Raw genomic sequence first — 20,601 nt, forward strand, 5'->3', positions numbered from 1 at the left:
AAATGCAAAGATTCCACAAAATAGGTATTATCACCTATCAAGCACCCCATTTAAAGACAGAGCAAGTTTTAAATCAGCTTTTGTCAAACCCTTTGTTAGAATCTGCGGGGGGGGGGGGGATTTTATAGTGTATGCTTTGCCTTTTAAGCCAAAAGAGGAGCAAGTGGTGTTGTTTGCACATAGACCAAGGCAGAATGAGGCAGTGAGTGCGGAGGAAATTGCGCAGCAATGGAAAATTCCTTATAAAATTTGTGCGAGTGATACCGAGATTCCAAATGAATGTGATATTTATCTTATCGCAGGGTGTGGAATCGTGTCTCAAGAGTGTTTAAAGGGTAAAAAGATTCTAAACGCACACCCCGGAATCATTCCAAATAGTCGTGGGCTAGATTCGTTTAAATGGGCAATTTTGGAGGATAGACCCTTAGGGGTTACTTTGCATTATATTGATGAAAAGATAGATTGTGGAGAAATTGTCTCTGTGTCGCCTACACCGATTTATCCAAGCGATACTCTGCATACACTCGCAAGGCGACATTATGAAAACGAAATTGCAATGCTTGGTAATTTTGCATTGCATTTATCCAAGCCGCAGAATCCCTTTGCGGGGATTCTACAAACAAAAAGCACTAAAAGAATGAAACCCATAGAGGAAAAGGAAATGATGAATCATTTTGAAACTTATAAGCAAAAGTGGCAGTCCAATGTGTGAAAAGAGAGATTATTTTGCACACCACACCGCAGTGATTGACGCAAATATAGAAATTGGCAAGGGCTGTAAGATTTGGCATTTTAGTCATATTTTAAGCGGAAGTGTGATTGGAGAGAATTGCTCCTTTGGGCAAAATTGCGTAGTGGGTCCAAATGTTAGAATCGGAAAAGGCGTGAAAGTGCAAAACAATGTGAGCATTTACGAGGGCGTAGAATGTGAGGATAATGTGTTTTTGGGACCTTCAATGGTTTTTACTAATGTCATTAATCCGCGCAGTTTCATCAATCGCAGAGAGGAATTTCAAAAAACCTTACTTAAAAAGGGTTGTTCTATTGGGGCAAATGTTACGATTGTTTGTGGAATCACAATCGGGGAATATGCGCTCATCGGCGCGGGAGCTGTTGTCGTGCGTGATGTGCCTGACTTTGCGCTTGTTGTGGGGAATCCTGCAAGGCAGATAGGTTGGGTGGATAAGGCAGGATTGCGTTTGGAGTTTGATAAAAACGGAATCGCACAAGATAGCTATGATAAGACGAAATATAAATGCAAAGATTCTATTTTGGAGGTGTTAGATGAAAATTGATTTTGCAAATTTAAAAGAATCTCACAAAGCGCATCAAGCAGAGATTGAAGAGGCGGTTTTAAGAGTATGTAGAAATGCGCAGTTTATAATGGGAAGTGAGATAGAATCCCTAGAGAAAGAATTAGCGGAGTTTGTCGGTGGAGGCTATGCAGTGAGTTGTTCTAGCGGAAGTTCTGCGCTACTACTTTCTTTAATGGCTTTAGGAATCAAGGCGGGAGACGAGGTGATTACCACGCCTTTTACTTTTATTGCAACTTCAGAAATGATTGCGCTTTTGGGGATTAAGCCTATTTTTGTGGATATATCCTTAGAGGATTATAATTTGGATTGCGACAGGATTGAGGAAGCAATCACGCCCAAGACAAAGGCTATTTTAGCTGTTAGCCTCTATGGACAGCCACCAAACTTAGAAAAACTTGAAGCAATCTGCCAACAAAGGAATCTTAAATTAATTCTTGATGGCGCACAAAGCTTTGGAGCGGAGTTTTTAGGGCGCAAGGATTCCACATTTGGTGCGATTGCTACGACAAGCTTTTTTCCTGCTAAGCCTTTGGGTTGCTATGGAGATGGAGGAGCGGTTTTTACCCAAGAGGAGAGTTTGGCAAAGAGAATTGCAAGTTTGAGACTGCACGGGGAGAAGTCAAGATATGTGCATCAATTTGTTGGAATCGGTGGGAGATTAGATGCGCTGCAAGCAGCGGTTTTGAGAATCAAATTAAAGTATTTTACGCAAGACATTGCAGCAAGAAATGAAGTTGCTAAACTTTATAGCCATTACTTAGAGGGAACAAATGTCATAATTCCTAAAGTTTTAGAGGGGAGAAGCAGTGTTTTTGCGCAATACACGATTCGGGTTAAGAATCGCTCCGCATTGCAAGAGGTTTTAAAGGATAATGGAATCCCAAGTGCGATTCATTATCCTTTAGGTTTGCATTTACAACAATGTTTCGCTCCTTTGGGCTACAAAAAAGGTGATTTTCCAAATGCGGAATTAGCAAGCGAGGAAGTTTTAAGTCTGCCGATGAATCCTTATTTGAGCGACTCACAAATTGAGCAAATTGCACAAGTGGTAAAGGAGGCAAGTGCTAAGATTGGAATCCTAAACTAATGTGTGGTATTTGCGGAGGGAATTATGCGCTAGAGATAGTGCAAAAGGCATCTGTTGCTATGCTTCATAGGGGCTTAGACGCAAAAGGGAGTTTTAGTGATGAGAAATTTTCCTTTGCGCACAATCGCCTAAGCATTATTGATTTACAAAGCGAGGCAAATCAGCCCTTTATTTCTCCCTATTGTCCGCATTTTGTGCTTGTTTTTAATGGAGAGATTTATAACTATTTGGAGCTAAAGGCGGAATTGAAAAGTCTCGGGATTCCGTTTTTTACGACAAGCGATACAGAGGTTTTGCTCCACTCTTACGCGCTTTGGGGAGAGAAATGTTTGCAAAAATTCAATGGGGATTTTGCGTTTTGCATTTATGATAAGCGCGATTCCTCCCTCTTTTTTGCGCGGGATAGATTGGGGAATAAGCCCTTGTTTTACGCGCTAAAAGGAGAGAAAATCTTTTTTGCTTCCGAGATTAAAGCGTTTTTAGCAGTGGAATCCTACGCGCTAGATTTGGAGGAAGTCTCCAAATGGTTGCTTTTTAGCAATGGGGATTCTAAAAAGAGCATTTATCAAGGAATCTTAAATTTTCCTCCCGCGCATTTTGCGCACTTTAAGCTTGGTGATAGGGAGCTAAAGTTTCAAAAATATTGGGATTTTGAGCCAGATTTTGAGGCGATTTCCAATGCGCCGAGTGATGCAAAGGCTTTGCAAAACGCGCTAGAGGAGTTGGAATCCCTGCTACAAGATTCTACTAGGATGCGTTTGCGCTCTGATGTGCCTTTGGCTTTGTGCGTTTCTGGTGGGGTGGATAGCTCCATTTTGGCGCATTTCATCGCAAGAGAAAAAGTGGATTGTCGCTACTTTGGGTTAAACTTTAAGGACAATGCACAAGGCGATGAGAGTGCGCATATTAAGCAACTTGCGGAGGATTTAAAGATTCCAATCCATTTTGTTTCTCCAAGTTTGGATTCTATTGCAGAGGACTTGCAAAGCCTGTGTTATACGCAAGATGAGATTTTTCGTAGTTTTTCTGTTTATTCACAATTTTCGCTTTTCCGCTCCATTGCCCCTTATTGCAAGGTAAGCCTTGGAGGGCAGGGCGCAGATGAGCTTTTTGGGGGGTATTATCATCATATTGGACGCTTTTGTTTTGCGCATTTTGAAGCTTTTAAAGAGCGCGTGAAACTCTATGGTAATGCAGCGTTTAAGGAATATGCTTTTGGGCTTAAATGTGCGCTAGATAGGGAGCTAAAGCTGCAATTATTCCAAGAGGATAATGCAAAAGATATAGAAAAATTGCAGAGCTTGGGGCTTCCAATTCCGACTTTAGAGAATCTTTTGGAGAGATTTTTGCCCGATTTTTCGCAAGGGCTTTGGCTGGATACAATGGTTTTTAACCTCCCTAATCTCTTGCGCTATGAAGATCGCAATGCAATGGCATTTGGGATTGAGAATCGCACACCTTTTACGGATTATCGGGTAGTGGAGTTTGCCTTTAGGATTGCGGAGGGGTTTAAGGTGCAAAAGGGTTATAGTAAGTATCTTTTGCGTCTGCTTTTAGAAAAGCTTGGAAGTAAAAGCCTTGCTTGGCGGAGGGATAAAATAGGGTTTAGTGCGCCCGAGTTTTGCTTAATGCAAACTTTAGGGTATAATGCAAACTCACTTTTGGATATTCGTTTGGCAATTTTAGAGACTTTAAAGGGTAGAATATGATTTGGATTGATGTGGCTACGCCCAAATACGCAATGTTTTTTAGCGTGATGATTAAGGAGCTACAAAAAAGAGGACATAAATTGTTTGTAACTACGCGTTATGCTCCCAATTATACAGAGGCTAAGGAGATTTTGGAGTTACACAAGATTCCACATACCGTGCTTGGAGAATACGGCGGAGCAACTTTGCTAGAGAAGTTTGAGGCAAGAATCTTCCGCCAAAAAGAAATTTTGGATTTGTTTAAAGTGCAGGGCGTTCCTAGATTGCTAATCTGTGGCGCAGTCGTGGATAGTGTGCAAGTGGCGTATGGAATCGGGATTCCGGTGGTGAATATTTATGACACACCTGCATTTACAAAACCCGGTGATGAGGAATGTCCGCGTGAATTAACCGCTGTTGCAAGGCTGACTTTGCCTTTTTCTAGGCTTTTTTTCTATCCCTTTGTTTTACCAAAAGAGTTAATGTTGCGTTTCGCGCTAGATGAATCCCAAATCGCTCCTTATCCTTTTATTGATGTGGCGTTGTGGATAAATCAGATTCAAAAGGAATCCAAAAATGATTTTAGAATCCGCTATGGACTAGATACGACAAAACCCACAATTCTTGTGCGTGAGGAGGAATATAAGGCGCATTATGTCAAAGAGCAAATCCCGGTGATTTATCAGGTGATTCCTTTGCTTAAACAAGCAATCCATGCAAATATTGTGATTATGCCAAGATATGAAAAAGATAGGTTAAAAAGAGATTTTGGAGGAATCGCTACCATTTTGGAGGAGAAGCTAAAGCCCGAAGAGTTTTATCCCTTTATTGATTTGTTTATTGGTGGTGGAGGGACAATGAATTTAGAGGCAGTGTGTTATGGGATTCCAACAATCTCTACGCGTTCTCTTTGGCTGATTCACGACCAATATTTAATCAAACATAAACTAATGTTTTGGAGTCAGGATTGTGAGGAAATTGTGCGAATTGCTAAGGAAAATTTAGGCAGAAAAATAGAATCGCAAAGCTATTTTGTGCAAGGAGATTGTAATTTTAATACCATTATTGACACAATAGAATCTAGGATTTTAAAGGAGAAAAAATGTTAGGGGTGGCACTTTTGGGTTGCGGTAGAATCGCAGTGCGCCACGCGCAACTTTTAAGTAGTGGAGAGATTGCAGGGGCTAAGCTTGTTTGTGTGTGTGATATTGATAAAAGTCGCGCGGAATCCTTTGGAAAAAAACACAATGTGCCTTATTTTGTGGATTTGGATTCTATGATGAAAGAGTGTAGCGATAAAATTGACATCGTATCCATTCTAACGCCTAGTGGCTGCCACGCACAAAACACCCTAGAAGTTGCGCCTTATAAAAAGCATATCATTGTAGAAAAGCCTATGGCTTTGACTTTGGAGGATGCCGATAAGATGATAGAAGCTTGTGATAAATTTGGGATTCGTCTTTTTGTTGTGAAACAGAATCGCTATAATCTCCCTGTGCAAAAATTGCGTGAAGCCTTAGAGGCTGGGCGGTTTGGTAAAATCGTGATGGGCAGTGTGCGGGTGCGTTGGTGTCGGGATAATGCGTATTATAAGCAGGATTCTTGGCGTGGCACTTGGGCGCAAGATGGCGGAGTATTTACAAATCAAGCGAGCCACCATATTGATTTGTTGGAGTGGATGCTAGGCGATGTGGAAAGTGTGTTTGCAAAAAGTCGCACCGCATTAAGCGATATAGAGACAGAGGATACAGGGGTTGCTGTGTTGAAGTTTAAAAATGGAGCTTTGGGTGTGATTGAGGCAACCACTGCGACAAGACCAAAAGACTTGGAGGGTAGCCTTTCTATACTTGGAGAACTTGGAAGTGTAGAGATTGGTGGGTTTGCGGTGAATGAAATCAAGCATTGGAATTTTACAAACGCAATGGAATCCGACAAGGAAGTAATGGAAAAATATTCTGTGAATCCTCCAAATGTTTATGGATTTGGGCATAAGGAGTATTATTTGCATGTGGTGGATTCTATCTTAAATGGCACAAAGGCTTTGGTAGATGGGCTTGAGGGACGCAAAAGTTTGGAGTTAATCGTTGCAATGTATGAATCCATAGAGACAGGCAAGGAAGTGTTTTTGAGATTCCACCCGCAAAAATGCAAACTAGGACATAGAGAGTGAAAAAATATCAGGCACAGATTCGGGAAGTGAAAGTGGGGGAGAATGTCAAGATTGTAGAACCTTGCAATCTCTATGAATGTGAGCTTGGAGATGAGGTATTTGTGGGTCCTTTTGTAGAGATTCAAAGCAATGTGAAAATTGGCAAAAGAAGCAGAATCCAAAGTCATAGCTTCATCTGCTCACTTGTAGATATTGGTGAGGATTGCTTCATAGGACACGGGGTAATGTTTATCAATGATTTATTTAAAGAGGGCAAACCTGCAGGTGGGGATTCTACAAAATACAAAGAAACAAAAATTGGGAATCGTGTGAGTATTGGCTCTAATGCCACGATTTTACCGGTGGATATTTGCGATGATGTCGTCATTGGCGCGGGAAGCGTGGTTACAAAAAATATCGTCCAAAAGGGGATTTATGCAGGGAATCCCGCACAATTTATTCGGGAATTATAAAGGAAAAAGATGAGATTTGAAGAGATTGTAAGCAAAATAGAATCGTATCGTGAAAGCTTAAAACAACAGGAAGCTTTGATAGAAGTCGTAGATTTTGGTGCAGGGAAGCCAGAGGAGAAGCGCACAAAGGAGCAAATGGAAGCGGGTGTTACACTAGAGATTCCGCTTTGTGAATTAGCGAAAATTGGTGTCAAACGCGAAAAAGCAGAAGTGATTTTTAAGATTTTTAACGATTTATCGCCGCAAAAAATCTTGGAGCTTGGCACTTGTTTGGGGTTTTCTAGCTCTTATATGGCGTATTTTGCGCCAAATGCTCAAATTTGGAGCATTGAGGGAAGCCCAAATGTCGCGCAAATCGCTAAGGAAAATCATCAGTATTTTAATGTAAAAAACATTGAAGTTTTTATCGGACGCTTTGATAAAGTTTTGCCAAATCTCTTAGAAAAAATCAAGCTCCTTGACTTTGCTTTTATTGATGGACATCATAACAAAGAAGCTACAATTGCGTATTTTAAACAAATCCTTCCCTTTATGAAGCGGGGGGGGGGCGTTATGCTTTTTGATGATATTGCTTGGAGTAGTGGAATGCAAGAGGCGTGGAAAGAGATTTTGGAATCCCATTGCTACACAAAAGCGCAAGAGTTTGGCGAGGTTTGGAAAATGGGGGCATTATGGCTATAAAATTCTTAGACTTAAAAAAGCAATATTTGAGCATAAAAGGCGAAATAGAAACTGCAATTTCAAGTGTGGTGGAGAGTGGTGCGTTTGTGGGTGGCAGTGAGATAAGCGCATTTGAGGAGGAGTTTTCGGAGTTTTTGGGTGGTGGTGTGCGCACTCTTGGTGTGGCAAATGGCACAGACGCGCTAGAAATTGCGATAGAATCTCTTACTTTGCCCAAAGATTCTGTGGTGCTTGTGCCTGCAAATACCTTTGCGGCGAGTGCGGAAGCGGTTGTGCGCAATGGCTTAAAGCTGCAATTTGTGGATTGTGGGGCGGATTATACAATGGATTTAGCAGATTTACGCGCAAAAATCACTCCACAAACCTCTGCGATTCTTATGGTGCATTTGTATGGACAAAGCGCGAGGATAGAGGAGATTTTGGAGATTGCAAAGGAAAAGAATCTCCGCGTAATTGAGGATTGCGCCCAAGCACACGGAGCGAAGTTTAAAGGGCAATTTGTGGGGACTTTTGGAGATATTGCTGCCTTTAGCTTTTATCCGGGCAAGAATCTAGGAGCTTATGGCGATGGCGGAGCGATTGTAAGCCGCGATTCTGCGCTTTTGCAAAGATGTGAGGAGATTGCGCATCACGGAGGTTTGAAAAAATACGAACATAGAATCGTAGGGAGAAATTCGCGCCTTGACAATCTCCAAGCGGCAATTTTGCGTGTGAAATTGCGCCATTTAGCAGATTGGAATGCTAGGCGCAGAGAGGTAGCAAAGCTCTATTTTGAGGGATTTAAAGACTGCAAAGCAATAAGATTACCGCAGGTTAAGGAATCTTGCGAGTGCGTGTGGCATTTGTTTGTGATTTCGGTTAAGAATCGCGAAGCAGTAATGACGCATTTAAAGCAAAAAGGCATTGAGTATGGGCTACATTACCCGATTGCTTTACCCAATTGCCCTGCCTTTAATCATCAACCCTATGTCGTGGAATCCCCTACACCCAACGCTTTTGCGTGGCAAGAGGAGATTTTATCGCTTCCAATGGGGGAACATTTGAGTGATGAGGAAGTAAAAGATGTGATTAAGGTAGTCAAGGACGCAGTATGTGGGTGAAAAATGGCAAAGGGCTTGTGCTGTGGCTTTGTGGCTTAGCAGGAAGCGGGAAAAGCACGATTGGCAAGGCGTTGTATGAGCGGATTAAGCAAGAGATTCCAAATATTGTGTATTTAGATGGCGATGAGTTGCGCGATTTACTCGGGGCTTATGGCTACGATAAACAAGGGCGGATTGAAGTTGCACTCAAGCGTTCGGCTTTTGCGCATTTTCTAAGCTCACAAGGCTTGGTGGTAGTGGTAACGACCATTTCACTTTTTGATGAAGTGTATGCTTATAACCGCAAGACTTTGCAAAATTATTTAGAAATTTATGTAGAATGCCCTATGGAGGAGCTACAAAGGCGCGACCAAAAAGGGCTTTATAGCGGTGCGCTCAAAGGAGAGATTCAAAATGTCGTGGGGGTGGATATTCCATTTGTTAAGCCTAATGCGGATATAATTTTGCCTAACGATACTCCAAAGGATTTAGAACAAAAGGTGCAGAGTATCTTAAATCAAATCAAAGAAAAAGGAAGCAAATGAAACAAGGTGATTTTACACAGGTTGCAAAGCATTATCATAATCGTCCGGCGTATAGCCCAATGTTGTTAGAAAAGCTGATTGCTTGTATTAACGATGAGCAAAAAAATCTTAAGGATTTACAAATCGTGGAAGTGGGTGCAGGGACGGGCAAACTTACCAAAATGCTAAATGAGTTTGGAATGCAAGTCTTAGCAGTAGAACCAAACGATGAGATGAGAGAGGAGGGCATAGCCTATACCAAAGGCACAAATATAAAATGGCAAAAAGGAAGCGGAGAGGAAACAGGTGTGCAAAGTGGAATCGCGGATTGGGTAATTATGGCAAGTAGCTTCCATTGGACTGACCCTAAGAAATCTTTGCCCGAGTTTGCGAGAATCTTAAAAAATTCTGCGGCTCAAAATACTTCTGCCCACAATACTTCTGCGGGGGGGGGGGGTATTTTACCGCTATATGGAATCCTAGAAATATCCTAGAGGGTTCAGTATTCTATGCAATTGAACAAGAGATTAAGAATATTGTTCCAGAGCTTGCTAGAGTGAGCAGCGGGACGCAAAATGTGAAAAAATGGGAGGAAATCCTCGTCTCCACAGGGGATTTTACAGACTGCTTTTTTATGGAATGCGACTACATAGAGATAATGGACAAGGCGCGTTATCTTGGGGCGTGGCATTCTGTAAATGATATACAAGCCCAAGCAGGGGAGCAAAGATGGAAAAAGATTTTGGAAATGATAGAATCCAAAATCTCGGGATTAGAGACTTTAGAGATTCCTTATAAGATTCGCGCTTGGACGGCTAGAAAGTCCAACAAAAGCTAAAGGAGGCTCTAGGCAGTCTTTTCTTGTCTCTTGCATTGGGCAACTTTAAAAGGAAACAACAATGCAAGAGAACAAGAGAATCGTAGAACAAGTATGGGATTACACCAAACACGCAAAATATTATAGCTACCGCCCAAATTATGCGCCCAAAAGTATTGATATGCTTATCACTTTGGCTAAAGGTGAGAGCGAGAAAGCTTTGAAAGTCGCAGATATTGGCGCAGGGACAGGGAATCTAAACATTATGCTTTTAGAGAGAGGTTGTGAAGTGGTGAGCGTAGAGCCAAATGACGCAATGCGTGAAATTGGTATAGAGCGCACCAAAGGCGCAAAAATTGAGTGGGTAAGGGCTACGGGCGTGGATTCTACATTGCAAGGCGGCAGTTTTGATTGGGTAACCTTTGGAAGTAGCTTTAATGTAATGGATAGGACAGAGGCGTTAAAAGAAGCGCATAGACTGCTTAAAGGCAATGGATACTTTTCGTGTATGTGGAATCACAGAGACTTAAACGACCCCATTCAGCAAAAGACAGAAAATGCGATTCTCTCCATCGTGCCAAACTACACAAGAGGTGTGAGACGCGAAGACCAACGCCCAATTATTGAGGCACATAAAGAGCTTTTTGATAATATTATCTATATTGAAGAGGATTTTTATTTTCATCAAAGCTTAGAAAACTATATCTTAGCGTGGCAAAGCGTGAAAAATCCTTATTGGGATTTGGAAACCAAAGAGGGGCAAGAGATTTTTGATAAAATCACTGCAAAAATGCGAGAAATTCTCCCACAAGAATTTGACATCAAATACACCACGCGTTGCTGGAGTGCAAGGAAAGTATAGAATCGTAACTGGAGTAGTCATCGCAAGGAATGAGCGGGGCAAATGACGAAGCCTATTATCAAGCATACTTATGATTCTGTTGCCTCGTCATTGCAAGAGAGTGGAGCGAACGAAGCAATCCATAATGTTGCATACTTTAACGCTTTACTGCCTCCGTCATTGCGAGATTCTGCATTAGCGGAATCGTGGCAATCCACAATCAAGCATAAAGTAAATATAACAATGGAATCTTTAAAAGAGAGTTCAACATTATGGATTGCCACGAAAATTTTTCAAATTTTCTCGCAATGACGCAGTAGAAAACTTAAAGAAGTGCAAAATTATAGATTTGCGCTGAAGCGAGTGAATTTGCTATTCGCAAATGTACGCCACGAAAAGCTAAAGCTTTTCTCGCAATGACGAAAGGACTAGCCGACATTATGGATTGCTTCGTCATTTCATTCCTCGCAATGACGCGGTGGGAAGCTTAAAGAAACACATTATTATGGATTTGTGTTGAAGCAATTTGCTATTTGTAAATACACGCCACGAATCGCATTGCGATTCTCGCAATGACGGAAAGTGTGGAATCTATTGCAATAGCGCGGTGGTTAGCGTTTTGATATAATTTTAGATATAATGCCAACTTGTATTTAAATTTTTAAGGCAAACAATGCAACCCTTATCGTTTATCTCCAAAGCCCAAAATTTATTTTCTCTGCAATCTCGCCTCAAAAGTGCCAAGATTCTACCGCTTTTTATTACAAGCTTAGAACAAATACAAGACAATCAGACAAGCGTTTTAAAATCCATTCAAGCATTAGCACAAGGGAATGCAGACGCAAAGCTTATCGTGCGTAGCAGTTCCAAAAGTGAGGATAGTGCGGAATCCTCTAATGCAGGGGCGTTTTTAAGTCTTGCAAATGTGAGTGTGGAATCTCACGCGCTTTTGGAGGCGTTGCAAAAAGTCGGGGCTTCTATGCCAAAAAGTGATGATGAGATTTTGATTCAGCCAATGCTAGAGGATATTGCGATGTGTGGCGTGGCGATGAGTGCAGATAAGGATACACTTGCGCCTTATTATTGTATTGAGTGGGATAAGAGTGGCTCAAATAGCGCAATCACCGATGGAAGCGCGAAAGGCTTAAGTTTTTTTGCGCACAAAGAAGCGGAGTTGCCAAAAGATAGCACTTTAAAAGCCATTATTCTAATGCTAAGGGAGCTAGAATCGCTTTTTGATTGCCCTTTTTTAGATGTGGAATTTGCGCTAGATTCTAAAGGGGATTTGTATTGTCTGCAAGTGCGTCCGCTTGTGGTTAAGAGTAAGCTCAATCTCTATGAAGCCCTGCCATTGAGTGCGCTAGAGAGATTGCAAAAGCGCATTGTGTCTTTGCAGAAGCAAACACCTGATATTTATGGCAAAAGAGCGATTTTTGGCGTAATGCCCGATTGGAATCCCGCCGAGATTTTGGGGCTGAAACCTAAGCGGTTGGCTTTAAGTCTTTATAAAGAAATCATTACTGATCATATTTGGGCGTATCAGCGGGATAATTATGGTTATCTGAATTTACGCTCCCACCCGCTTATGCACTCGTTTTTAGGGATTCCATACATTGATGTGCGCCTCTCTTTTAATTCCTTTGTCCCTAAAACTTTGGATAAAAAAATCGCAAGCAAATTAGTAGAATATTATTTAGATACGCTAGAGGAAAACCCGCATTTTCACGACAAGATAGAATTTAACATTGTGTTTTCTTGCTATGATTTTAATATCCAAAGCAAATTAAAGAATCTCCTTGCAAAGGGATTCAATGAAAATGAGATTAAAAGGCTAGAATTTGCGCTTTTGGAGCTTACAAACTCCATTATTAACCCCAAAAAAGGCTTGTATATCAAGGATTTAAAAAAGATTGCAAAGCTAGAGCAAATTTGCAAGGATTTAGAGGATTCCAACCTGCCGAATTTGGATAAGATTTATTGGCTTTTGGAATCTTGCAAGAGATATGGGACTTTGCCTTTTGCAGGGATTGCAAGGGCTGGGTTTGTGGCGGTTTCTATGCTCAATTCCCTTGTGGAAATTGGGTTTTTTAGTGTAGAGGAAAAACAGGCATTTTTAAACTCTCTAAGGACGATTAGCAAAGAGTTAGCCTCAAGTGTTGCCACGCTTACAGAGGAAACAAAAGCAGAGTTTTTAAGTAAATTTGGACATTTGCGCCCTAGCACTTATAATATCTTAAGCCCACGTTATGATGAGGATTTTGAGAATTATTTTGATTTAAAAACAAAACAAAACTTGGATTTAAATGAAAGTGCCTTTGTGCTAGATTCTAAAAAGTTAGAATCTTTGGAGAATCTTTTAAGCGAACACGGGCTAAAGATTAACGCAAAAGAGTTTTTAGGATTTTTAAAACGTGCGATTGAGGGGCGAGAATATGCGAAATTTGAATTTACCAAACTGCTCTCCCTTGCAATACGCAAGATTGGCGAACTAGGCGATTATTATGGAATCCCAAAAGAGGAAATGGCGCATTTGGATATTCAAAATATTCTTAATCTCTACGCCTCGCTATATTCTAAGAATCCAAAAGAAAGATTTTTGGAAGAGATAAAAAGACATAAGGAGGAATATGCCCTCACTTTGAGCGTGAAACTTCCTGTGCTACTCACAAATGCGGAGCAGGTTGTGAGTTTTTTAAGTGCAGAGATTGTGCCAAACTTCATCACACAAAAGTCTGTAAGTGCGCTAACTAATGATTTAAGCGATGCAGAGTTAGCAGGTAAAATCGTGCTGATTAAATCCGCAGACCCCGGATTTGATTATTTGTTTGCTAAAAATATCGCGGGGTTGATTACTTGCTATGGTGGAGCAAACTCGCATATGGCTATTCGCGCAAGTGAGCTTGGATTACCCGCAGCTATTGGCGTAGGCGAGGAAAACTTTGCTAAGTTTTTACAGGCAAAGCGCATTAAGCTAGATTGTGAAAGTGGGCAAATCGTAGTCTTATGAAGTTTATTGGTATCACGCAAAGATTGTTAGAAAATACGAGCTATTATGAAGTGCGCGAGGCTTTAAGTGTGGAGTGGGGCGAGTTTTTTAAGGAGCATTTGCAGGGCTTTTTGCCCCTACCTCTAAGCTATGCGATTCCTTTTAGCACCTATGCGGAATCTCTAGGGGAGAATTTAAGCGGTGTGATTCTAAGTGGAGGGAATGATTTAAACTCTCTAAACCCTAATCCGCTTTCTGCTATGCGCGATGAATATGAGGCACAAATCCTTACGCATTGTTTGCAGCATAATCTGCCCCTGCTTGGAATCTGTCGTGGGGCGCAGATGGTGGCGCATTATTTTGGGGCAAAATTAGAGTGCGTTAGCGGACACATTGGCAATCATCAAGTTTTTGATATAAGCAGTGGTGAGAAATTTGAGACAAATTCTTTTCACAACTATGGCGTGAGAACTTTAAGTGATTGTTTGGAATCTTTAGTGGAAGCGGAGGATTCTAGCATTGAGGCATTTAAACACAAGCATAAACCAATTTTTGCTTTAATGTGGCACATTGAGCGAAAAAATGGTATGGGGAAAGATAGAATCTTTCAAGAATGGTTGAGTAAGCTATAAGGAGTAAGGTATGAAAGTTTTATATGCGCCAAGCAGTCGGGCAATGAGTGATGATTTGCATAACAATGTGGGGTGTGGGTTTGATGTTTTAGTGTGTGAGGCTTTGATAGGTTTAGGGCAAAAGGTGTTTTATCTGCCGCATAGCAATACAGAAAGCAAGGTTAGAGATTCTATTTTAGAAATTTGTGGGGATTCCATTACTTTAACAAAAGCTGTGCCTAAAAGCATAGATGTGTGTGTGAGTGATGTTTGTAGTGTTGCTTTGCAATGTGCTTTATGGACGCGCAATCCTAGTATTTTATGTTTTTTTGGTTTTACGAGTATTTCTTTTCCGCCCAATGATAAATATTTTTCTTTAATGGAAGCTGCTACGCATTGCGTGTATTCTCTTAAAGAGTTAAAAGATTCTATTCTCTCTTATCAGACAATCAAGAAAAGCAAGGCAAAAGGAATCCAAGAAGCGATAGATAGGGAGATAATATGAGTGTAGAAGCACAAATTAATCAGTTTATAGCAAGGGCAAAAACATTTATAGAATCGCGTTTAAGCAAGGAGAAGCCAAATATCTTGGTCATCTCTTATTATCCGACTTATCGCAAACATTATGGCAATTTAATCGCTAAATTAAAAGAAAAATATAATGTCCTTACAATCGTAGATAGAGAGCTAGGAGATGCCTTTGAAAAAAGTGGGCATTACAATGTTCTTTTTCCTTGGCGCATTATAGAAAATGGACGAACTTATTATCTCAATACCGATATTCGCGGGATTGATTTAATCCTAACTGCCGACCAAGTGGGCTATGAGGGGGGCAAGATTGATAGGACATTCTTAAGCACGAGCGCAAAACGCGTTTATTTTCCGCATAGCTTGGTAGAGCAAACGGGGGCTTGTGAAGTAGTGGATTATATTTTAGTCCCTTCAAAAGCTGCAATGCAAGGATTCCAAAAGGCACTACCCAAGAGTAAGGTTAAATTGCTAGAGAGTGGCTATCCTAAGCTAGATAATGCAATTTTTTCCTATGATTACAAACCAAGCAATACGATTACCTATGCTCCTAGTTTGCGCTATGGAACAGGAAGTAACGCAAACAATAATCTCTTTGCTGGATACGAAAACGCCTTGATAGAATCCTTATTGGACAGCACAGATTATAATATCTCTTTTCGCGCACACCCAATCAACTTTCAAAACAACCACCCCTTTTACCAGCTGATAAAGGCTAAATGGGCTGGAGAGACACGCGTGAAGTTTGATGAAGCGTTGGGTAATGCGTTCCATAATTTCAGTGATTTGTTTATCACCGATATTTCCACAGCAGCTTTTACTTATTCTTTTAGCACTTTGCGCCCTAGCGTGTTTTTCGCTCCATTAAAAATGCAAAATCCAATAATGGAATATGCAAACCAAATCGGTGCGAGGGGGGGGGGCAATATGTCGCAGTTTAGCAGAATTAAAGGAGCGGCTTGAAATGCTAGATTTAAAAAAAGATTCTGCAAGGATAGAGAAGTTTAGAGATGAGGTAATTTATAATGTCGGAAACTCGGAGGAGGTTATAATGGGGCAAATTGATAAGATTTTAAAGGGTAGGCTATGAAAGCATTGATTTTAGCGGCGGGATTTGGTTCTAGGCTTATGCCTTTGACGCAGGATAATCCAAAGTGTATGGTGGAATATCGGGGCAATAAGCTCATTGACTATGAAATAAACGCTTTGAGAGGGGCTGGAGTTAGTGAAATTGCAGTAGTGGGCGGATATTTGTTTGAGGTTTTAAAGAGTTATGTGGAATCGCAATTTTCTATAAAAAATCTTTATCAAAATAAAAATTATGATAAAACAAATATGGTGCAAACAATGCTTTGTGCGCGTGAATTTTTGGAATCGTGTGTGAAAGAAAAGCAGGATTTGATTATTTCGTATGCGGATATTGTGTATAGCGCAGAGATTGTGCGCGCATTGGTGGAATCGCAAGAGCCTTTGAGTATTGTAGTAGATAAAGATTGGCGCACATTGTGGGAAAAGAGATTTGCAAACCCGCTTTTGGACGCAGAGACATTAAAGATAAAAGAGGGCAAAGTCCTAGAGCTTGGCAAAAAACCTAAGAGTTATGAGGAGATAGAGGGACAATATATTGGGCTTTTTAAGTTTTCTCACCACTTTTTGCCACAAGTTTTAGAGTTTTATGATAGCTTGGATAGAGGCGCAATGTATGATGGCAAGGATTTTTTAAATATGTATATGACGAGCTTTTTGCAAGGTTTGATTGATAGATTTGGTGGCGCAGGAGCAGTAGAGATTCACGGCGGTTGGTGCGAAATTGATTTTAAGAGTGATTTGGAAATTTGATGTGAAAGCGTTGATTGTTGGGCATTTAGAGATTAGAAGTTCCTTTATCTAAAATCACCCTAGAGCCTTGCAAAAAGACTTTATGCTTTGCAAAATCCAAATGGTCTTTCACAAAATGGGATTCTAAAACCATATCCCCATCAATGAGGATAATGTATTCTCCACTCGCGGCATTGATTGCCTTATTGCGTATGGTATTTAAGCGGAATCCTGCGTCCTCTTGCCAAATGTGCAAAAGCGGACAGGGAAAAGTCTTTTGATATTCTCCAATGAGCTGCGCGGTGTCCTCACAGCTTCCATCATCGGCGATTAAGACTTCATTAGGCAGATAATCAAGATTCTTGACACTCTCTAACACACAGCGCAAAGAATCCTTGCTATTATAAGTTGTGATAATTAAAGAGCAAGTAGGAATCTTGTGCGTGAGTTCATAGAGTTTGGCGTATTTGAAAAACACGCCCAAAGCGTTGCAAAGGCTAATCACAAAGCCTTTGTAACCATACAAAAACCCTTTTTTTAAAAAATAATCCCTCAAAAACTTCCACGCACTCCGCACACAAGCACTACCCATAGAGGTTGTTTTGTGTAGATTCTGCTGTGCCCACAGATTGGAGTATCTTTGCATTTTTTCTAATAAGCCATAAATGCTATCATACGCATAATGTTTCAAGCCCTTTTTTGCCTTGATGACTTTTGCGTCTGTCTTTAAAATCAGGCTTTCATGCACGGCATTATCGTTAAAATGCGTGAAGGTTTTGTTAAAGACGCGCAAAACATAATCCGGATACCAACCACAAGCCTTAATCCATTTGCCTTTGTAGAGATTCTTGCGTGGTAGGGCAAGGATATTTTCTTTTGCGAGTTGCATTTCTCTAAGCTCGTCTAAAAAATCTTGCTCCAAAACCTCGTCCGCGTCAATGAGTAAAATCCAATCGTTTTTCGCCTTTGAAACTGCGAGGTTTTTTAACGCTCCAAAGCCGATAAATTCGCTAGTGTGAATGTGGAGATTGGGGAAAGATTCTTTAAAAGAGAGGGCGATTTTTAAAGTGTCATCACTGCTTTGATTATCTAGCAACACAATCTCATCAAAGCTTGCAATGGAGCGGAGGCATTCTTGCAAAGTTGCTTGTGCGTTTTTGACGAGTATCACAGCAGAGATTTTTGAAAAATCCATTGTTTTTATCCTTGTTTTTTGTTGTGCCATTGTAGCAAATTTCATAGCAGAATCTCTTAAAATATGGAATCTCTAAGGGTGGGATTCTATAATGTTGAACTATTTAAAAGATTCTATTGCCATATTTGCTTTATGCTTGATTATGGATTGCCACGATTCCGCTAAAGCAGAATCTCGCAATGACAGGGTGGAATCTTTTAGAAGTGCAAGATTATGGATTTGCAAGTGTGGGTCGGTTGCTTTCGCAACAGACGCTTCACTTTGTTCGCAATGACGGAGAAATATGTTTTAAAGGCAAAACTGCATTATGGATTGCTTCGTTCGTTATTACTCTCTCGCAATAACGCAGTGGTTAGTATTCTGTCATTGCGAGGGCTTTGCCCGAAGCAATCTATAATTATAAATTACTTTAAAGTTTCCATTGCCATATTTATTTTATGCTTGATTATGGATTGCCACGATTCCGCTAACGCAGAATCTCGCAATGACGGAGAAATATGCTTTAAAGGCAAAACTGCATTATGGATTGCTTCGTCTCTCGCTCCGCTCATTCCTCGCAATGACAAAGCGGAATCGTAAAATTTTATCCTTAATTTAATGCAAATTTTGATACAAGTTTAACCAAAAATCTAAAGAAGCAGCAAGGAATCACAATGCAGGATTTACTTTTTCAAAGTGCGATGAGTGCAATTAAAGCAGGAGAGTTGGTTTTAAAATATTATGGCTTAGAGGAGTTTGCGTTGAAGTCGGATTCCTCGCCTGTTACAAAAGCGGATTTGGAATCTAATGCACTCCTTACGCAAGAATTGTTGGCAAATTCTCCTTATAAAGTTTGCTCTGAAGAGGCAATCTTGGATTATGAGGAGCGCAAAAACTTAGAATATTATTGGCTGATTGACCCACTTGATGGGACAAAAGATTTTTTGGCAAAAAATGGCGGTTTTACCATTAATATCGCCTTAATCCATAAGAATCGCCCTATCTTAGGCGTGGTGTTTGCCCCCGCTTTTGGCTCTTTGTATATGGCTTTAGAGGGTTTTGGTAGCTTTAAGGTGCAGATAGAATCGCAAAAAGATTCCACGCAAAGCATTCAATTCCTTAGCACTTTGCAGGATTTAAAAGACAAAAAAGTGCGCTTAAATGGCGAGAGAGTAGCGCAGGAGAGTGCGTTAATCGCGTGTGATTCTATGTTTCATAGCACACAAGAAACGCAGGACTTTATCCAAAAATACCATTTAAAAGTGCAAAAATATGGCTCATCACTCAAAATTTGCGCATTAGCAGAGGGCAAGGCAGATATTTATCCGCGCTTTAATGGCACAAGCGAATGGGACATTGCCGCTTGTGATATTATCTTGCAAGAAGCGGGGGGTGTGATATTAGATTATGAGCACAAAAAACCTTTGGAATACAACAAGCAAAGTGTGCGGAATCCCTATTTTATAGCATTTGCAAAGACGCAAATTGGGGGTGAAATTTACAAAGATGTGCTAGGGAGCTAAATTGGCATTTGGTATTTTTTGCCTCACAATGCTTTTAATCTTTTGGCGTCCTTTTGGGTTGCCTTTGTGGGTATTTAGCACTTTGGGGGCTGTGGGGGCTTATTGTTTGAATGTGGTGGATTTAGGCGATATTTGGCGCGTGTGGGCAATGGTTTGGGATTCCACATTGACGCTTGTAGGGCTTATTTTGCTTACGCTTTTGCTGGATAAACTAGGCTTTTTTAATTTTCTCTCCCTCGTGATGATGAATCTTTTAAGTGCGGGGAATGCCATTAGCACCTTAAGATTCTATGTTTTTATCGTGCTTTTTAGCGCGATTCTAAGCGCGGTTTTTGCAAACGATGGGGCGATTTTGATTCTAACCCCCTTGATTTTCACGCTTTTAAAGGAGGATAAGAGTAAGCATTTAAAAAGCCCATTAATCGTATTTTTGCTACTTGTAAGTTTTTTAAGTGATTTTGCCTCTAATCCTTTTGTCATCTCTAATCTCACAAATATTATCACCGCTCAATTTTTTAATTTCTCTCCTCTTTATTTTAGCGCGATGATGTTGTTGCCACAGATTTGTATCTTGCTTTGTTTTGGCGTTTTTTGGTTGTATTTAAGGCGCATTTTGCCACGTTTTATAGAGTTTAAGAGTTTGAAGAGAGATATTTCTCGCTTTGGGATTGTGTTTTGTTTGGGCTTGGTTTGTCTTTTGCTTTTTGGAATCCTTTTTTCTCACTCCTTAGGTTTGCCACTCTCTAGTTTTACGCTATTGTGTGCATTTTTGGCGTTTTGTTATGGAATCTCTATTAAAAGGGTGCAATTTGTGGATTTAAAACGCGCTCCCTTTGGCATTGTGCTGTTTTCTTTGGGGTTGTTTATTGTTGTTTTTGGGCTTAAAAATGGTGGAATCTTAGAGGTTTTAAGAGAGAATATCCATTATTTTGTTGCTTTGCCACAAGAGGTTCAGATTGTTTTAATGGGCTTCGCAAGTGGAATCTCAAGTGCTTTGATTAATAATTTACCCTTTGTAATGTTGGGAGATTTAGCCTTAGCAAGTGTTAAGGAAATTGCGAATCCTAGCTTAATTTTGGCGCATTTACTTGGGTGCAATGTGGGTTCAAAGCTAACGCCCATTGGCTCTTTGGCAACATTGCTTTGGTTGTATAGTTTAAGAAATTATGGCATTTATATCGGGTTTTTGCAGTATATGCTTATTGCATTTGTTGTTACGATTCCTGTGTTGTTTGCTGGGCTTGTGGGCTTGGTTTTTGCAAGTTTTTTGTAAAATAATTGAAATTTTGATAAAAAATTTTGTATG

Annotated in this window: 23 protein-coding genes and 2 pseudogenes; 24 read left to right on the forward strand and 1 reads right to left on the reverse strand. The window is 40.5% G+C overall.

Annotated features, from left to right (window positions below):
* Positions 1–2 precede the first annotated feature (2 nt).
* From BS85_RS12080 to BS85_RS0105285, 20 genes and pseudogenes are all read left to right on the forward strand, one after another.
* Positions 3–128 carry a hypothetical protein gene (locus tag BS85_RS12080; protein WP_281173574.1) on the forward strand — a complete coding sequence of 42 codons (126 nt, stop codon included), beginning with the start codon at positions 3–5 and terminating at the stop codon, positions 126–128.
* Positions 128–712 (forward strand): formyltransferase family protein, encoded by a 585-nt coding sequence (locus BS85_RS10850; protein ID WP_026943868.1) that lies wholly within the window; start codon positions 128–130, stop codon positions 710–712. The genes BS85_RS12080 and BS85_RS10850 overlap by 1 nt, the downstream gene beginning before the upstream one ends.
* On the forward strand, positions 705–1,295 hold the full coding sequence (locus tag BS85_RS0105200; protein ID WP_026943869.1) for an acyltransferase: 591 nt from the start codon (positions 705–707) through the stop codon (positions 1,293–1,295). Before BS85_RS10850 ends, BS85_RS0105200 begins: the two co-directional genes overlap by 8 nt.
* Complete coding sequence (locus BS85_RS0105205) at positions 1,285–2,403, forward strand: DegT/DnrJ/EryC1/StrS family aminotransferase (protein WP_026943870.1); 1,119 nt, start codon at positions 1,285–1,287, stop codon at positions 2,401–2,403. The genes BS85_RS0105200 and BS85_RS0105205 overlap by 11 nt, the downstream gene beginning before the upstream one ends.
* Positions 2,403–4,112: an asparagine synthase (glutamine-hydrolyzing) gene (gene asnB, locus BS85_RS0105210; RefSeq protein WP_026943871.1), complete on the forward strand. Its 1,710-nt coding sequence runs from the start codon at positions 2,403–2,405 to the stop codon at positions 4,110–4,112. The genes BS85_RS0105205 and asnB overlap by 1 nt, the downstream gene beginning before the upstream one ends.
* A complete protein-coding gene (locus BS85_RS0105215; protein ID WP_026943872.1) occupies positions 4,109–5,200 on the forward strand; it encodes a DUF354 domain-containing protein in 1,092 nt (363 codons plus the stop codon). Before asnB ends, BS85_RS0105215 begins: the two co-directional genes overlap by 4 nt.
* A complete protein-coding gene (locus BS85_RS0105220) occupies positions 5,194–6,261 on the forward strand; it encodes a Gfo/Idh/MocA family protein (protein WP_026943873.1) in 1,068 nt (355 codons plus the stop codon). The genes BS85_RS0105215 and BS85_RS0105220 overlap by 7 nt, the downstream gene beginning before the upstream one ends.
* On the forward strand, positions 6,258–6,713 hold the full coding sequence (locus BS85_RS0105225) for an acyltransferase (RefSeq protein WP_026943874.1): 456 nt from the start codon (positions 6,258–6,260) through the stop codon (positions 6,711–6,713). The genes BS85_RS0105220 and BS85_RS0105225 overlap by 4 nt, the downstream gene beginning before the upstream one ends.
* Positions 6,714–6,722: 9 nt before the next feature.
* Entirely contained in the window at positions 6,723–7,394 is a 672-nt protein-coding gene (locus tag BS85_RS0105230; protein WP_026943875.1) for an O-methyltransferase, read from the forward strand.
* Complete coding sequence (locus BS85_RS0105235) at positions 7,385–8,494, forward strand: DegT/DnrJ/EryC1/StrS family aminotransferase (RefSeq protein WP_026943876.1); 1,110 nt, start codon at positions 7,385–7,387, stop codon at positions 8,492–8,494. The genes BS85_RS0105230 and BS85_RS0105235 overlap by 10 nt, the downstream gene beginning before the upstream one ends.
* Positions 8,485–9,018 carry an adenylyl-sulfate kinase gene (locus tag BS85_RS0105240; protein ID WP_034551200.1) on the forward strand — a complete coding sequence of 178 codons (534 nt, stop codon included), beginning with the start codon at positions 8,485–8,487 and terminating at the stop codon, positions 9,016–9,018. Before BS85_RS0105235 ends, BS85_RS0105240 begins: the two co-directional genes overlap by 10 nt.
* Positions 9,015–9,835, forward strand: a pseudogene (locus tag BS85_RS10330) (class I SAM-dependent methyltransferase). The gene BS85_RS0105240 and the pseudogene BS85_RS10330 overlap by 4 nt, the downstream one beginning before the upstream one ends.
* A 61-nt stretch (positions 9,836–9,896) precedes the next feature.
* A complete protein-coding gene (locus BS85_RS0105250) occupies positions 9,897–10,676 on the forward strand; it encodes a class I SAM-dependent methyltransferase (RefSeq protein WP_026943878.1) in 780 nt (259 codons plus the stop codon).
* 42 nt (positions 10,677–10,718) lie between these two features.
* The gene (locus BS85_RS0105255) at positions 10,719–10,967 is read left to right on the forward strand and encodes a hypothetical protein (RefSeq protein WP_026943879.1); all 249 of its coding nucleotides are present in this window, start codon (positions 10,719–10,721) and stop codon (positions 10,965–10,967) included.
* A 361-nt stretch (positions 10,968–11,328) separates the two neighbouring features.
* Positions 11,329–13,662, forward strand: coding sequence for a PEP-utilizing enzyme (locus BS85_RS0105265; protein WP_026943880.1), 2,334 nt, complete (start codon positions 11,329–11,331; stop codon positions 13,660–13,662).
* Positions 13,659–14,273 (forward strand): gamma-glutamyl-CDP-amidate hydrolase, encoded by a 615-nt coding sequence (locus BS85_RS0105270; protein ID WP_026943881.1) that lies wholly within the window; start codon positions 13,659–13,661, stop codon positions 14,271–14,273. Before BS85_RS0105265 ends, BS85_RS0105270 begins: the two co-directional genes overlap by 4 nt.
* Positions 14,274–14,283: 10 nt before the next feature.
* Positions 14,284–14,757 (forward strand): hypothetical protein, encoded by a 474-nt coding sequence (locus BS85_RS0105275; RefSeq protein ID WP_026943882.1) that lies wholly within the window; start codon positions 14,284–14,286, stop codon positions 14,755–14,757.
* A complete protein-coding gene (locus BS85_RS10335; protein ID WP_245596295.1) occupies positions 14,754–15,743 on the forward strand; it encodes a CDP-glycerol glycerophosphotransferase family protein in 990 nt (329 codons plus the stop codon). Before BS85_RS0105275 ends, BS85_RS10335 begins: the two co-directional genes overlap by 4 nt.
* 1 nt (position 15,744) lies before the next feature.
* Positions 15,745–15,870 carry a hypothetical protein gene (locus BS85_RS12085; protein WP_273212242.1) on the forward strand — a complete coding sequence of 42 codons (126 nt, stop codon included), beginning with the start codon at positions 15,745–15,747 and terminating at the stop codon, positions 15,868–15,870.
* Positions 15,867–16,619: a phosphocholine cytidylyltransferase family protein gene (locus tag BS85_RS0105285; RefSeq protein WP_026943883.1), complete on the forward strand. Its 753-nt coding sequence runs from the start codon at positions 15,867–15,869 to the stop codon at positions 16,617–16,619. Before BS85_RS12085 ends, BS85_RS0105285 begins: the two co-directional genes overlap by 4 nt.
* Before the next feature lie 34 nt (positions 16,620–16,653).
* Here BS85_RS0105285 and BS85_RS10340 read toward each other — a convergent pair.
* Positions 16,654–17,793 (reverse strand): annotated as a pseudogene (locus BS85_RS10340) (glycosyltransferase family 2 protein); the annotation flags it as partial.
* 91 nt (positions 17,794–17,884) lie between these two features.
* Between BS85_RS10340 and BS85_RS0105295 the strand changes: the two are divergent.
* From BS85_RS0105295 to BS85_RS0105310, 4 genes are all read left to right on the forward strand, one after another.
* Positions 17,885–18,067 (forward strand): hypothetical protein, encoded by a 183-nt coding sequence (locus BS85_RS0105295; protein ID WP_026943884.1) that lies wholly within the window; start codon positions 17,885–17,887, stop codon positions 18,065–18,067.
* A complete protein-coding gene (locus BS85_RS11380; protein ID WP_156938060.1) occupies positions 18,019–18,372 on the forward strand; it encodes a hypothetical protein in 354 nt (117 codons plus the stop codon). Before BS85_RS0105295 ends, BS85_RS11380 begins: the two co-directional genes overlap by 49 nt.
* 74 nt (positions 18,373–18,446) lie before the next feature.
* The gene (locus BS85_RS10345) at positions 18,447–19,295 is read left to right on the forward strand and encodes a 3'(2'),5'-bisphosphate nucleotidase CysQ family protein (RefSeq protein ID WP_034551202.1); all 849 of its coding nucleotides are present in this window, start codon (positions 18,447–18,449) and stop codon (positions 19,293–19,295) included.
* Position 19,296: 1 nt separating this feature from the next.
* Positions 19,297–20,568, forward strand: coding sequence for an arsenic transporter (locus tag BS85_RS0105310; protein WP_026943885.1), 1,272 nt, complete (start codon positions 19,297–19,299; stop codon positions 20,566–20,568).
* Positions 20,569–20,601 lie beyond the last annotated feature (33 nt).

The sequence above is a fragment of the Helicobacter rodentium ATCC 700285 genome (assembly GCF_000687535.1).
GTDB classification, from domain to species: Bacteria; Campylobacterota; Campylobacteria; order Campylobacterales; family Helicobacteraceae; genus Helicobacter_D; species Helicobacter_D rodentium.